This is a genomic window from Pandoraea faecigallinarum, from assembly GCF_001029105.3.
In the GTDB taxonomy this organism is placed as follows: Bacteria; Pseudomonadota; Gammaproteobacteria; order Burkholderiales; family Burkholderiaceae; genus Pandoraea; species Pandoraea faecigallinarum.
Window position 1 is genome coordinate 2,855,589 of sequence record NZ_CP011807.3, and the last position, 15,370, is coordinate 2,870,958.

At 64.8% G+C, this 15,370-nt stretch carries 8 protein-coding genes and 1 pseudogene; 4 read left to right on the forward strand and 5 right to left on the reverse strand.

Annotation, left to right across the window (positions count from 1 at the left end; all coding sequences use genetic code 11):
* Nucleotides 1–38: 38 nt before the first annotated feature.
* Nucleotides 39–1,505, forward strand: coding sequence for an IS1182 family transposase (locus AB870_RS12465; RefSeq protein ID WP_053059345.1), 1,467 nt, complete (start codon nt 39–41; stop codon nt 1,503–1,505).
* 439 nt (nt 1,506–1,944) lie between these two features.
* On the opposite strand, the pseudogene AB870_RS12470 reads toward AB870_RS12465, so the two are convergent.
* A pseudogene (locus AB870_RS12470) lies at nt 1,945–2,657 on the reverse strand (SDR family oxidoreductase).
* A 146-nt stretch (nt 2,658–2,803) separates the two neighbouring features.
* Here AB870_RS12470 and AB870_RS12475 point away from each other — a divergent pair.
* Nucleotides 2,804–3,709, forward strand: a complete 906-nt coding sequence (locus AB870_RS12475; protein ID WP_047904966.1) for a LysR family transcriptional regulator — start codon at nt 2,804–2,806, stop codon at nt 3,707–3,709.
* An 88-nt stretch (nt 3,710–3,797) separates the two neighbouring features.
* On the opposite strand, the gene AB870_RS12480 is transcribed toward AB870_RS12475, so the two are convergent.
* From AB870_RS12480 to AB870_RS12490, 3 genes are all read right to left on the reverse strand, one after another.
* Nucleotides 3,798–4,706 (reverse strand): recombination-associated protein RdgC, encoded by a 909-nt coding sequence (locus AB870_RS12480; RefSeq protein ID WP_047908142.1) that lies wholly within the window; start codon nt 4,704–4,706, stop codon nt 3,798–3,800.
* A 97-nt stretch (nt 4,707–4,803) separates the two neighbouring features.
* On the reverse strand, nt 4,804–5,271 hold the full coding sequence (locus tag AB870_RS12485; RefSeq protein WP_047904967.1) for a cyanophycin metabolism-associated DUF1854 family protein: 468 nt from the start codon (nt 5,269–5,271) through the stop codon (nt 4,804–4,806).
* Nucleotides 5,272–5,301: 30 nt separating this feature from the next.
* Nucleotides 5,302–7,704, reverse strand: coding sequence for a cyanophycin metabolism-associated ABC transporter (locus tag AB870_RS12490; protein ID WP_047904968.1), 2,403 nt, complete (start codon nt 7,702–7,704; stop codon nt 5,302–5,304).
* A 298-nt stretch (nt 7,705–8,002) separates the two neighbouring features.
* On the opposite strand from AB870_RS12490, the gene cphA (AB870_RS12495) reads away from it, so the two are divergent.
* Both cphA (AB870_RS12495) and cphA (AB870_RS12500) read left to right on the forward strand, forming a co-directional pair.
* Complete coding sequence (cphA, locus tag AB870_RS12495) at nt 8,003–10,636, forward strand: cyanophycin synthetase (RefSeq protein WP_047904969.1); 2,634 nt, start codon at nt 8,003–8,005, stop codon at nt 10,634–10,636.
* Nucleotides 10,637–10,797: 161 nt separating this feature from the next.
* Nucleotides 10,798–13,377, forward strand: coding sequence for a cyanophycin synthetase (gene cphA / locus AB870_RS12500; protein ID WP_047904970.1), 2,580 nt, complete (start codon nt 10,798–10,800; stop codon nt 13,375–13,377).
* Nucleotides 13,378–13,458: 81 nt separating this feature from the next.
* On the opposite strand, the gene AB870_RS12505 is transcribed toward cphA (AB870_RS12500), so the two are convergent.
* Entirely contained in the window at nt 13,459–15,186 is a 1,728-nt protein-coding gene (locus tag AB870_RS12505; protein ID WP_047904971.1) for a hypothetical protein, read from the reverse strand.
* Between the last annotated feature and the right edge of the window lie 184 nt (nt 15,187–15,370).

Here is a 15,370-nt window from a genome sequence, read left to right on the forward strand (position 1 = left end):
CCTCGCCAAGTGCGAGGGTTTTGTTTTTTAATAGCAGGATGCTAAAGATCCCGACGCCCACGCAGCACGAACTCGAGATGGTGACGCTCGAGGAACTCGTGCCGAAGGACCACCTGCTGCGCCAGATCGACGCGGCAGTGGATTTCGAATTCATCCGCGAAAAGGTCGCGCATCTGTACTGCGCAGACAACGGTCGTCCGGCGCTCGATCCGGTGGTGATGTTCAAGCTGCTGTTCATCGGCTACCTGTTTGGAGTGCGCAGTGAGCGGCAGTTGATGCGCGAGGTCCAGGTCAACGTCGCCTATCGGTGGTTCGCCCGGTTTCGGCTGACCGACAAGGTGCCGGATGCGTCGACGTTCTCACAGAATCGCCGCCGACGCTTCACGGACACGACGGTGTATCAGGAGATCTTCGACGAGATCGTGCGCCAGGCGATGGGCCGTGGTCTGGTCGATGGCCGTGTGCTGTACACCGACAGCACGCACCTGAAGGCCAACGCGAACAAGAACAAGTTCGACGTGGTAAAGCTGGAACAGACGCCTGCGGCCTATCTGGAGAAGCTCAATGCGGCAGTGGATGCGGACCGGGCCGCGCATGGCAAGAAGCCGCTGAATCGGGACGACGATGAGCCGCCGTCGAGCAAGGACACCAAGATTAGCCGGACCGATCCGGACAGCGGCTACATGGTGCGGGACGACAAGCCGAAGGGCTTCTTCTATCTGGACCACCGCACGGTGGACGCCAAGCACGCGATCATCACCGATACGCATGTGACGCCGGCCTCGGTGCACGACAGCCAGCCGTATCTGGAGCGGCTGGATCGACAGCGCGAGCGCTTCGAGTTCAAGGTGGAAGCGGTGGGGCTGGATGCTGGCTACTTCACGCCGGCGGTGTGCCAGGGGCTCGAGGAGCGGGAGATTGCCGGGGTGATGGGCTATCGCACGCCGAACCACAAGCCGGGGCTGTTCTACAAACGGCAGTTCCAATACGACGCGTACCGCAACGAGTACGTGTGCCCGCAGGGACAGGCGCTGCCGTACAGCACGACTAACCGGCTCGGCTATCGAGAATACAAATCCGATGCTCGGATATGCCGGTGCTGCCCGGTACGAGCACAGTGCACGAACAGTGCCAACGCGGTGAAGGTGGTGACGCGCCACGTCTGGGAGCGCGCCAAGCAGCGGGTGGACGCGAGGCGGCTGAGCGAGTGGGGGCGACGCATTTACGCGCGGCGCAAGGAGACGGTGGAACGCAGCTTTGCCGATGCCAAGCAACTGCATGGGCATCGCTATGCGCGCATGCGCGGGCTGCGCAAGGTGGCCGAGCAGTGCTTGTTGGCTGCGGCGGCGCAGAACATCAAGAAAATTGCGATGCTGGTGGCGCGCCTACGGGCGCGTTTAGGCGAGCGTTCGTCCCTTTGGCGCCCGTTTCGGTGGCTCACGAGCGTCCTGAGGGCTTGTCTCTCAATGTGCGCGCCCTTACGCTGCCCATTCGCCCTTGCCTAAAAGATAAAACCCCTCGCTCCGAAAAACGAGGGGTTCGTCAGCAATCTGAGCCCGCCGGAAGGCGGGCTTTTCATTGGTCCGGAGCGTTTGCTCCGGCAATCGCCGGCACGCGTTAGCCGTGCCGGACGTCACGACGATGGCGCCGCCAAGTGTGCCGCGCCGCCGGGTGCTCCCGGCACCAATTGCGATCTGCCAGCCAGGCCACCGCGGCACCGATCACCAGCGCAATCACCAACATCCCAATCAAGCTCCCTGTGAGCATAGCGGCCTCCTAACTTCGAAATGGCGGGATGGCACGTTTTCATTCTAGGCAATCCCTATCGAAATAGGTACCCGAAAGTGATCCGGGTATACCGCGTTTGCGTGACGGCAAAATCGACGCAAGATCAGGACCTGCCCGATGCGGCAATGCAGCAATCCGGCGCGCCGCCGACCCCGGTCAGGCGATGGCGCCGCCCGCGTCGATCAGCACGGTCGAGCCGGTGGCGCTCGGTGTTCCGGCAAGATAAAGGATCGTGTTGGCGACGTCTTCTGCTGCCACGACACGCCGCGCGGGGAGGCGTTCTGCTGCATTGCGGTACATCGCCTCCCGGTCCGCCTCCGGGAGTTTGTTCCAAAGCGGCGTGACGGTCAGCCCCGGCGACACCGTGTTGACACGCACCGGCGAGAGTTCGAGCGCCAGCCCACGGCCCAGTGCTTCGACGGCGGCATTGATCGCGCCCTGCACGACCGACGACGTATTGGGCCGCACGCTCAGATAGCCCGACGTCACGTGAGTGAGCCGCCGTCCTCGATGCGCGCGAATTTGGCAACGTGGTAGGTACCCCAGAACTTGCTGTCGAAGGCGGCGTGGGCATCGTCGAGCGAGAGCCTGCGAACCTGCCCGGTCGGTGTTTGCGCGGCGGAGATCACAACGTGCTGCCAAGGCGCGTGATCCGCGAAGAAGCGCTCGACGGCCGCCACGTCGCCGGTATCGAGCACGACGGCACGCGCGGTGCTGCCAATGGTGGCGAGCACGTCGTCGAGCTTCGTCTGGCTGCGCGAGGCGATTGTCACCGCGGCCCCCGCCTTGGCGAACGCCTGTGCAGCGGCGCGACCGATGCCTGAACTGCCACCGATCACGAGTACGCGCTGCCCTTTGAAATCGAACATGATGAGACTCCCGAAAAAAGAATGAGGTAACGGAATTGCGACATCGATGACGGATGTCATGAAGCCATTGTGATCCTCATCCACTCAGACGATAATCCGTCGAAAAACGGAATGACTCTCTTCACTTCATTGAGAATGGCGCCGCGATGATCGACCAGACGCTGGATCTCACACTTTTCGACCGCATAGTCGGCACCGGCAGCATGTCGGCAGCGGCGCGCGAACTCGGTCTGTCCCTGGCCGTCGTGAGCAAGCGGCTTGGGCTGCTGGAGCAACGTCTCGGGGTTCGCCTGCTCAATCGCACAACGCGCAGGCAGGCGCTCACGGAGGAAGGCCAGGTCTTTCATGCCTGCTGCCAACGGATTCTCGCGGAGATCGCGGAAACGGAACGGCTCATGACGCGGCAGGCGGGCACCGTTGGCGGCGTGCTGCGTATCAGTGCGCCGCGTGCGTTCGGGCGGCGGCACCTGACGCCGCTGCTCGTGGAGTTTCGCAAGCGGCATCCCGACGTCAAGGTCCATTTGTCGCTGAGCGACCTATGGGTCGATCTGGTCGCACACGGCGTCGACGTCGCCATCCGCGTGGGCACCCTGCCCGACTCCAGTCTCGTCGCACAGGAACTCGCGCCGAATTACCGGGTATTGGTCGCCTCGCCGGACTATCTGGCGCAACGCGGTACCCCCTCGGACGTGGGCGAACTGCGAAGACACGACTGCATTCTGTTCGGCAATTCGCCCCATGGCGATTGGCGTTTCGTGTCGGATACCGAGACATTTCGCGTGCAAGTTGCCGACACCTATGTCGTGGACGACGGCGACACCGCCCATGAGCTGGCGTTGCATGGCGCGGGCATTACGCAGAAGTCGATCTGGGATGTGGGCGACGATATTCGCGCCGGGCGGCTGCTGCGCGTGTTGCCTGCGCTTCGGATCCCGGCCTCGCCGCTGCATGCCGTATATCCGCACAGCCGCCATCAGGCGCCGCGAACCCGCGTGTTCGTGGAATTTGTCAGGGACCGCCTGCGCACGGCCTGGCGCTGGCCGCTGGATTGAGACGCGCCAGCGCCAGGCGCAATGAAAAACGCCGCGACACCCATCGGGTATCGCGGCGCCATTTCTTCCCGGTCTGGGCGGCCGACGCTCAGGCCGCCTTGTCCATCTGGCGCTCACCGCCCACGGCTTCGACCAGGTCGTCTAGCATGCGGGCGAGTTCGCCAGTCATGAGGGCAACGTCGGCATCGAACTTCTCCGCCTCGCCGTCCGCGGTCGGATCGGCCGCTTCCTTGATGATGTCCAGCGGCGTGACACGCTTGATGATGAACGCGTCGGTCAGCACGAACGAGATGCGGTCGTTCCAGGTCATCGCCAGCTTCGTGCAGCGCTTTCCGGCTTCGATGTGCTGACGTACGTCCGCGCCGTCGAGCGGGTGAGCCACGTAACGCACGGCCGCCTTCTCATCGGTGTTCGAGCGCAGTTCCACGTCCTGATCGACGGTAAAGCCGGCCGGTGCATCGTTGCCCGCGAGCCACGAGGTCATCACGGCGACCGGCGCTTCGTTGAGTTCCACGTTCTCGAGAACGATGTCCAGCGTCTTGAGCAGCAGGCTGCGCACTTCGTCGGCCTTTGCCGGCGAGGCGGCATCGATGACCAGCCAGCGGTTGACCGGATCGATCCACACGCGCGTATCGCGACGAATGCCGAAGGCACGCGGCAGCAGCTCGTCGGTGACCTGCTCCTTGAGCTCGCGCATCTGCTTGCGCCCGGGCTTGAAGCCCTGCTGTTCTTCCAGCTCGGCGGCCTTGGCGCGCGTCACCTGGTTGACGACCGTCGCCGGCAGCAGTTTCTTTTCGGCGCGATAGGCCAACAGGAACTGACGATTGATGCTATGCACGAGTTCGCCGCCTTCGCGCGGCGGCGCCCAGCCCTGCACCTGCATCTCAAGGCTGCCGCCCTCGCGGAAGGCGTGCTTTTCGAGCGCCTCTTCCATTTGCGCGACGCTCATGGACCAACCGGCAGGAATTCGGTGCAACTGAAGATTCTTGAACCACATCGGCATCACCGCAAAATCAAAAGCAGCGATTTTACCAGCGCCGGGAGGTACGGCGAAGTGCGGTAACCCGAATCGCGCAAGAAGCGCTCGGAAGACGTCAGAGGAAGCGGTCGAGAATCTTCCGGCTGGCCTTGTCCAGCGTGCCCGAATCTCGAATCAGGAAATGGATGCCGTGGTTGTCGGTGATGAGCAACGTCTGGCCGCCGAGGCGGCGAATGTCCTCTTCGCCGCGCAGCACGAACGATGCCTCGCCGCGGTGGGTCTCCACGGTCCACGTGCTGGGTGTGGCGAACGTCGACACGCCTTTGATCCGCAGCACTTCCGGCATGAACTCACGCGCAGCGAGTTCGTCGTGCACAAGGGTGCGCATGTCGGGCGGCAGCACGTCGAGCGAATCGAGCCAGACAAGCTCGCGCCCTTCCGTGCTCACGAGCGCCAGGCCTTCGCCGGGCGCGGCAATCGGGAATGCCCGCACGGGCGCCACGCCTTCGTGGGCCACGCCCTCGGCGTCGGTCAGCACCAAACGTCCGAAGGCGTTGCGCGACAGGGTGAAATCGATCTGCATGAGTGTCTTCGCGAGCGGTTCGGTTGACGATCAGTTGACGGAAAGCGGCTGCGCCGGCGCGGCACTCACGGCAGCGACGGTTGCCGCCGCCTCGGCCGACTCGATGAGCGCATCGACGTCGGTATCGACGTTGCGTTGCTGCGCCTGATAGAGCTTGTAGTACGCCCCCTCGCGCGCGATCAGTTCGTCGTGGTTGCCCACCTCGACGATCTTGCCGCGGTCGAGCACCACCAGACGATCCGCCTTGCGAAGCGTCGACAGACGGTGCGCGATGGCAATCGTGGTACGGCCCTTGACGAGGTTGTCGAGCGCCTTCTGAATTTCCTTTTCCGTCGCCGTATCCACCGACGACGTCGCTTCGTCGAGAATCAGAATTCGCGGGTCGATCAGCAGCGCGCGTGCGATGGAAATCCGCTGACGCTCGCCGCCCGAGAGCGCCTGTCCGCGTTCACCCACGAGCGAATCGTAGCCATGCGGCAGACGCAGAATAAATTCGTGCGCATGCGCGGCGCGTGCGGCGGCGACAATCTCGGCGCGGGTGGCGTGCGGCTTGCCGTAGGCGATGTTCTCGGCAATCGTGCCGAAAAACAGAAACGGCTCCTGCAACACCAGACCGACATTGCGGCGGAAATCGGACACCGGCAGCGCGCGAATATCCACGCCGTCGATCTGGATCGAGCCTTCGACAACGTCATAGAAGCGGCAGATCAGGTTCACCAGCGTGCTCTTGCCCGAACCGCTGTGACCGACCAGACCGATCATCTCGCCCGGTGCGATGCGCAGGTCCATGCCACGGATGACCGCACGGTTGCCATATCGGAAACCGATGTCACGTAAATCGATGGCGCCCTTCACTTCTTTCAGATGCACCGGATTGACAGGCTCCGGCACGTTGGATACGTGATCGAGAATATCGAAGATGCGCTTGGCACCGGCGGCGGCCTTCTGCGTCACCGAGACGATACGGCTCATCGAATCGAGACGCGTGTAGAAACGGCTGATGTACGTGAGGAACGCCGCGAGCACGCCGACGGTGATTTCGTGCTTCGAGACCTGCCAGATACCGAAGATCCAGACGACCAGCAACCCGACTTCCGTGAGGAACGTGACCGTCGGCGAGAACAGCGACCAGACCTTGTTCACGCGGTCGTTGACGACCAGGTTGTGGCGGTTCGCTTCCTTGAAGCGCGCCACTTCGCGGTTTTCCTGAGCAAAGGCCTTGACCACGCGAATGCCCGGAATCGTGTCGGCCAGTACGTTGGTGATCTCCGACCAGATGCGGTCGACCTTCTCGAAGCCGTGACGCAGGCGGTCGCGCACGAGATGGATCAGCCACGCGATGAACGGCAGCGGAACGAGCGTGACGACCGCCAGCCAAGGATTGATCGACACGAGAATGACCGCCGTCATGACGATCATCAGCACGTCGGTCGCGAAATCGAGCAGGTGCAGCGACAGGAAAACGCAAATACGGTCGCTCTCCGAGCCGATACGCGCCATGAGATCGCCCGTGCGCTTGCCGCCGAAATACTCCAGCGAGAGACGCAGCAGATGCGAGTACGTGGCCGTGCGCAGATCGGCGCCGATGCGCTCCGACACCTTCGCGAGCAGATACGTGCGCGCCCAGCCGAGCACCCACGCCACGAGTCCGGCCCCCAGCAAGCCGGACAGATACATTCCCACCAGGCGGTAATCGATCGGTTTGCCGTTCTGGAAAGGGATGAGCACGTTGTCCATGAGCGGCATCGTCAGATACGGCGGGATCAGCGTGGCGCCCGTGGCGCATAACGTCAGAAGAAACCCTGCCAGCAACTGAAAGCGATACGGGCGGGCGAAACGCCACAATCGCAGCAATGCCCATGTCGACGGTGGGGCCTCGACTTCGGGGTTGCACTGAGGGCACTCATCCGCTCCCGGGGGCAATTCCGCCTGACAGATGGGGCAGACGCCCGCCTCCTGCGGCACGTCGCTCGCGCCATGTCCGGCCGTCAGCGCATCGCGCTCCCGCACGATCGTGTCCATCAGCGTGAGCGCCGCCGGGTTATGACCCAGGGTGTAACGCCAACTCGCCAGCCGACGGCTGGCATCGCACAACTCCAGCGCACCGACACCCGCATGATCCGAATGCGAGAGCGACAAGTCCGCGCGGTACGGCCAGGACTGCCACGTGTCCGACGCGCTGTCCCGGCGCGCTTCGCGCGCGAGAATCCGGCGCTCCGTCGCCACGACCACGCCGCGGGCGAAGTGCAGTTGGGCGTCCAGATCGACGTTCAGCCAGGCCAGTACGGATTCGCCCTCGGCCAGACGGGGGGCGAGATCCGGATACCACGGCTCGGCGGCAGCGCTGCGCGAGGGCGTAACCAGGGAAGATGCGCCGGACGGAGCGCTCGGGGTGGCGGCGGATGACGCCGCTTGGGCGGAGGTGTCGGTCATTGATGCGGCAGACGTGTCCTCAAGGGGCGGACATCGAGGCAAACGGAGAAAAATCGACGCGGACTTTCCCTGTCAGGTCCGCAAAATTGCCGCAAGTATAACCACAGCGACGCTTTTTGCGGCACGGAGTTCCCGCATGACACGGTGCAGCATCGAAATATTGTTGCGACTGTCAACCGTTTACGGATTTTTTGCGTTAAGCATCCAGTTAACTGTAAAAGCGCGACCGGCTGTGCCGTCTGAAACCGGCCTCGCCGGCTTCTACGTACCCGCCCTGACGCGTGAAACAAAGCCTTAGATGAAAAAGAAAGACATTGAGATTTTCGATGTCCTGTCGCTGCGCGGCCCGAATATGTGGACATATCGGCCAGTGCTTGAGGCATGGGTCGATATCGGCGAACTCGAAGCGTTCCCGTCCAATAAGATCCCGGGTTTCCCCGAACGGCTGTCCGAATGGCTGCCGAGCCTCATCGAGCATCGCTGCAGCATCGGCGAGCGCGGCGGTTTCCTTCAGCGCTTGCACGAAGGCACCTGGCCCGGCCATATCCTCGAGCACGTCACGCTCGAGTTGCAGAACCTCGCCGGCATGCCCGGCGGCTTCGGCAAGGCGCGCGAGACACCGATCTCCGGCGTCTACAAGGTCATTGTGCGCGCCTGGCATGAAGACGTGACGCGCGCGGCACTGTTCGCCGCCCGCGATCTGGTCATGGCGGCGATCGAAGACCGTCCCTACGATGTCGAGGCGGCCGTGGAAGAACTTCGCGCTCTGGTCGATAAACACTGCCTCGGCCCGAGCACGGCGTGCATCGTGGACGCCGCCGACGACCGCGACATTCCCCATCTGCGTCTGTCCGATGGCAATCTCGTGCAACTGGGTTACGGCGCCGCCGCCCGTCGCATCTGGACCGCGGAGACCGACCGCACCCCCGCCATCGCCGAGAGCATTTCGCGCGACAAGGACCTGACCAAGCAACTGCTCGAATCGTGCGGCGTGCCCGTACCGGAAGGCCGTCTGGTCGACAGCGCCGAGGATGCCTGGGACGCTGCCGAAGACATCGGCCTGCCGGTGGTCGTCAAGCCATACGACGGCAACCACGGTCGCGGCGTGTTCATCAATCTCACCACGCGGGAAGAAGTCACCACCGCGTTCGGCGTGGCGCTCGAAGAAGGCAACGGCGTGATCGTCGAGCGTTTCGTGCCGGGGCTCGAACACCGCCTGCTGGTCGTGGGCGGGCGCGTCGTGGCTGCCGCGATGGGCGAAATGGCCTCCGTGGTCGGCGACGGCCAACACACCATATCGGAACTCATCGAGCTGCAAATCAACAGCGACCCGCGTCGCGGCAGCGCCGAAGACCAGCCGCTCAACCGCGTACGCATCGATTCATCGGCCCGGCTCGAACTCAGGCGTCAGGGCTTCGACGCCGATGCCGTGCCGCCGGTGGGCAAGAATGTTCTGATTCAGCGCAACGGCAACGTCGCCTTCGACGTGACCGACCGCGTGCACCCGAGTGTGGCCGCCCATGCGTCGCTGGCCGCGCGCATCGTGGGTCTGGACATCGCCGGCGTCGATCTGGTCGCGCAGGATATCTCCCGCCCGCTCGCCGAGCAACGCGGCGCCATCGTGGAAGTCAACGCCGGTCCGGGTTTGCTGATGCACCTGAAGCCGGCCGACGGCACACCGCGTCCGGTCGGCCGCGCCATCGTCGACCATTTGTTCCCCGACGGCGACGCAGGCCGCATTCCGGTCGTCGGTATCACCGGCACGAACGGCAAGACCGTGACGGCGCGCCTGCTCACGCACTTGCTGCAACTGGCCGGCGAACATACCGGCCTCGCGTGCAGCGACGGTCTGTTCCTCGACAAGCGCCTCGTGCAAGGCGGCGACTGCGCCAACTGGGACGCGGCGAACCGTGTCCTGATGAACGCCAGCGTGACGGCGGCCGTCTTCGAAAACGACAGCACCGCCATCCTGTCCGAAGGTCTCGCCTACGATCGCTGTCAGGTCGGCATCGTGACGAACATCGACCGCCCGGATCATCTCGGGCAGTACTTCGTCGAGGACGTCGAGCGCATGTTCAGCGTGCTGCGCACCCAGGTGGACGTGGTGCTGCCGGACGGCGTGGCCGTACTCAACGCCCGCGATCCGCGGGTCGTCGAGATGGCCGAGCTGTGCGATGGCGACGTGATCTTCTTCGGTCTGGACGAGCAATTGCCCGCCATCGTGGCGCATCGCGCCGCGGGCAAGCGCGCGGTCTTCGTGCGTCATGGTCAGGTGATCCTCGCCAGCGGTTCGGAAGAAACGAGCATCGGTGCGACGGCCGGCATGCCGCTGACCTATGCCGGACGCGTCGGCTTCCAGGTCGAAAATGTGCTGGCCGCCGTGGCCGCCGCCTGGTCGATGGGGGTCGCACTGGACATTCTGCGCACCGGCGTGACCACGTTCGACGTCGGCCAGGTCGATGCGCCGGGCCGCTTCACGCTCTTCGAGAAGCAAGGCGCGACGGTGATCGTCGACGACGCCCACAACGCGCCCGCCCTGAGCGCATTGGCCGCGGCCCTCTCCGTGCTGCCCGCCGAGCGCCGCACGGTGGTGTACGGCCCGGGCGCCGATCGCATGGACGAAGACCTCCAGGCCGAAGGCAAGCTGCTTGCGCAGACGTTCGATCGCGTGGTGCTGTGCGACGACCTGAGCGTTTCGCAAAAGCGTCCCTCGGCGCAGTCGCGTGCGCAATTGCGTGCCGGCATCGACGCCGCCGGGCGCAAGGTCCATGTCACGGATGCCGCCGAGCGCCGTGCCGCAGCCGAGGCTGCGCTGGCCCAACTCGCGAGCGGCGATCTGCTCGTGTTGCAGGCCGACGAAGGCGGCGCCGGCGCCATGCTCGATCTCGTGCATTTGTGGATGGGGCAGCCGATGCGGGCCCTCGCGGCCTGAGCCGCACCAGCGAACCGGAGAAAAGGCGGCAGGCAAACGCCCTGCCGCCGTCTCTATATAGATACCGTCACCGAAGATCCAAGCCACAGTCGTTTTTCTCGCCAACCAACCGCCGTATCGATACACAGGGACGCGAAGTGGACAGACAGGGATTGCAATTTATGGAAGTCTCCCGTATCCGCGCTTTGCGCGGTCCGAACCTCTGGAGCCGTCACACCGCCATCGAGGCCATCGTGACGTGCACCGATCTGGAATACTCGATCGGCAATCTGGCCGGCTTCGAAGCTCGTCTGCGCGCCCGCTTCCCCGAGTTGCCCGCGCTCACGCCCGACGCCGAAGAGCGTCCGGTGTCGCTGGCGGATGCGCTCGCGACCACAGCGCTGCATCTGCAAGCCGCCGCCGGCTGCCCGGTGACATTCAGCCAGACGACCCAGACCATCGAGCCGGGCACGTTCCAGGTGGTCGTGCAGTACAGCGAAGAGCCCGTCGGGCGTCTTGCGTTCGATCTCGCACAACAACTCATTCACGCGGCGCTCGAAGACGGCCCGTTCGATCTGGCCGATGCGCTCTATCGTCTGCGCGATCTGGACGAGGACGTACGTCTCGGGCCGTCGACGGGCTCCATTGTCTACGCGGCGCTCGCCCGCGGCATTCCGTATCGCCGCCTGACCGAAGGCTCGATGGTGCAATTCGGCTGGGGCAGCAAGCAACGCCGCATCCAGGCTGCCGAGACCGACCGTACGTCGGCCGTGGCCGAGTCCATTGCGCAGGACAAGGACCTGACCAAGACGCTGCTGCACGCGGCCGGTGTGCCGGTGCCGCTCGGCGGCACGGTACGAGACATCGAAGACGCATGGAAGCTCGTGCAGGAAATCGACGCCCCGGTCGTGGTCAAGCCGCGCGACGGCAATCAGGGCAAGGGCGTGGCCGTGCGTCTGCGCACCCGCGAAGAGATCGAAAAGGCGTTCGAAGCCGCGCAGGACATCAGCCGCGACGTCATCATCGAGCGCTACATTCCCGGGCACGACTTCCGCCTGCTCGTCATCGGCAACAAGCTGGTCGCCGCCGCGCGCCGCGATCCGCCACAGGTGACGGGCGACGGCGTGCACACCGTGCGCCAACTGGTCGAGGCGGTGAACGCCGACCCGCGCCGCGGCGAAGGTCATGCCACGTCGCTCACGAAGATTCGATTCGACGACATCGCGCTGGCAACGCTGGCGAAACAGGGCTTGAACGCCGATTCCGTGCCGGACGCCGGTGCACGTGTGGTCTTGCGCAACAATGCCAATCTGTCGACCGGCGGCACGGCCACCGATGTGACGGACGACGTTCACCCGGAAATTGCGGCACGCGCCGTCGCAGCGGCGCAGCAAGTCGGTCTGGACATCGCCGGCGTGGACGCCGTGTGCGAAACCGTCATCCGCCCGTTCGAAGACCAGGCCGGCGGCATCGTGGAAGTCAACGCCGCACCGGGCCTGCGCATGCACCTTCAGCCGTCGTACGGCAAGGGCCGCGCGGTCGGCGAGGCCATCGTCTCGACCATGTTCGAAGACGGCGACGACGGCCGCATTCCGCTCGTGGCCGTCTCCGGCACGAACGGCAAGACAACCACGGTCCGCCTGATCGCCCATCTCATCGCCCAGCAAGGGCTGCGTGTGGGCATGACCGGTACCGACGGCATCTATATCAGCGGCCAGCGTATCGACACGGGCGATTGCAGCGGCCCGCGCAGCGCGCGCAACGTGCTGATGCATCCGGACGTGGACGCTGCCGTATTCGAGACGGCACGCGGGGGTCTGCTGCGCGAAGGTCTCGCCTACGACCGTTGCGACGTCGCCGTGGTGACCAACATCGGCATGGGCGACCATTTGGGTCTGTCGTACATCAACACGGTGGAAGATCTGGCGGTGCTCAAGAGCGTGATCGTGCGCAATGTGTCGCCGCGCGGCATGGCGGTGCTCAATGCCGCCGACCCGATGGTCGCGCGCATGGCCGACGCATGCCCGGGTGACGTGACGTATTTCGCCACGGACGCCGCACACCCGGTACTCGCCACGCATCGCGCCAAGGGCAAGCGCGTGGTCTATGTCGACGGCGGCCATATCGTCACGGCGCACGGCAGCGAGCAAACGCGCTATGCGATGGCGGCGATTCCGCTCACGCGCAATGGCGCGATCGGCTTCCAGGTCGAGAACGCGATGGCGGCGATCGGCGCTGCCTGGGCACTGGCCATCGATCCGGTGACGATTCGTGCCGGACTGGCGACGTTCGTGAACGACGCCGGCACCGCGCCGGGCCGCTTCAACGTCTTCGATTACAAGGGCGCCACGCTGATCGCCGATTACGGCCATAACCCGGACGCCATTGCGGCGCTCACGCAGGCCGTCGAGACCATGCCCGCGCGTCGCCGCTCGGTGGTGATTTCGGGGGCGGGCGACCGGCGCGACGAAGACATTCGCCGCCAGACCGAGATCCTGGGCGACGCCTTCGACGACGTGCTGCTCTATCAGGATCAATGTCAGCGTGGCCGTGAAGACGGTGAAGTGATCAAGCTGTTGCGCGACGGTCTGGCGGGGGCACGCCGCACGAGTCATATCGACGAGATCAACGGCGAGTTCGTCGCCATCGACACGGCACTCGCCCGCCTGCAACCCGGCGACCTGTGCCTGATTCTCATCGACCAGGTCGACGAAGCGCTGGCGCATATCGCGCAGCGCGTTGCCGAGGCCGGCGGCCGCTGACCCGCGCCCGGGAGCCTCCCCGGCTCCCGGCTTCATTCGGCCGCCATTCGATTCGGCGGCAGTTCATCTGACCGCGTGCCGTCATGCAGACGTTCGTGCCGGGCGCGCCGACCAGAGCAGTTCGAGCGCCTCCGTACCTTCGACGAAATCCGACTCATCGAGCGGCCGGTCCCGCTCCGGATGCCGTGTGCCCTGTGCCAGCAATTCCCGCTTTCCGCTTTCGCTGACGACGTGATACACGGCGTCATGTACCCCCTCCTCGGGCACGGACAACAACATCCATTCGGCATCGGGCGGCTCGTTCGGGTGCATCGCCTGCGCCGCTTCGAACCGGATGACATGGTTCGGTCCGAACGCCCGGGTCGGCCCCCACGGATGCAGGCTCGCGTACACGATCGAGCGGATCCTTGCCTGAACATCATGGCGGTTCGGCGTCACGCCGATCTGGCCACGATAACGCTGCGCCTCGTCGCGATGGCGCGCCCGTGCCCTTTGCATGGCCAGCGCGCTCGCATCGATGGCCGATCCCAGCGTGGCCGGCAGGCACGCGGCGGCCACCTCGTGCGTGTGCGATGCGCTGAGAAGCCGTCCTTGACGCGCAAACGCCGTCGCGCAGAACCGGACGATCCGTTCGATGGCGGCATAGTCGGTGCCGCAAATATCGAGCGTCTCCATTACAAGGTCCTGAATCTGCGTCAAGCGCATGTCCGCGAGTACACGCAACAGTTGCGCTTCGCCGCGGATCATGAGTTCATCGGCGATCTCGGCGTCGCCCGCGGCACATAAACAAACACCGGCGCGCAGGTACTGGATCGCGGATTGCCGCGGCAGGTGGCCGTCCCGGAAATGCAGCGCGGAAAGCGCGTGCTGTATGCCGACGTTGGTCCAATGCGCCGTTCGCATCTCGCACAGCGCCAGGAACTGCCCGTCGCGCAGCGCGATGGCGCGAGACGGGAGATCGGGCAATTGTCTGGACAGAATATGCGCCATTTCCTTGCGCAGTTCGGCCGCGCGCCCGTCGTCCTTGCGCCAGGCGAAAAATCTGGCGAACGGCTCGCGAAACGCCACGCTTTTGCCATTGGGCCCGAGCATGTCCAGCACAGACGCCGCGAGCGTGCACACTTCGGCGGGGTCCAGTTCGGGCAGCAGGCTGCCGTCCGGACCGATCGCCGCATGCAACAACTGGCCGGCGCTCACGGGGTTACGTGCGGCAACCCGCGACATGGCCCGCAATACCGTCATCGGTTCGCCGTCCAGCTGCGCGAGCAGCAGCGACGTTGCTTCGCGCTGCGTGAGGCAGAGCCCGCTTTTTCCAAAGGCATTCCCGATCAACGCGCACCGAAAGCCGGTATCGGGAATGTCCACGCAGAGGTACTGCCGGTCGGTGAGACGCAGCGACGTCGCGCCGCCGTTCGACCAGCGCGCCACGATGTCGTCCCGCACCGCCTGCGTCAACATCCCGATCACGTGCGACGCAACGGTGCCGAGCCGCTCATGCAAGGGTCCGGTCTTCAGATGATCGATGCCCACCGCATATGTTGCGAGATGTCCGCGCACCAGATGTTCGGCGATCGGGCGACGCACTTCATCGTCTTTGAAGCAGTGCCGCAGGCACGACCAAACGTCCGGTTGCAGCACTTCCCGCTCCAGCCCATCGACGAGCCGCGTCAACTGCGCGGATCCGGCCGCGCAGTTGCGCACTTCGATATCGAATTCCCGTAGGGCCGCCTTTAGTCGCTCGCCCGGCGCAGCGTCGCTCGCGGCGAGCATCGCTGCGCCGGCCCGTGAACCGGTCGTAATGGCAATCATTGTCCCTCTCTGATGACGCGACGACGCCGGCGGGTAGCCAGACCTTGGGCAGCCGCGTTTCGGAATCGCCGACATCAACGAACGGAGAAACCGCGCACTTCCGCGTCCCGGTTGGCGATAACGCCATGGCGCGTATTTCCCGATCGTCGATCCGCCGCAATGGGACGCCGTACAGCCGACGCGC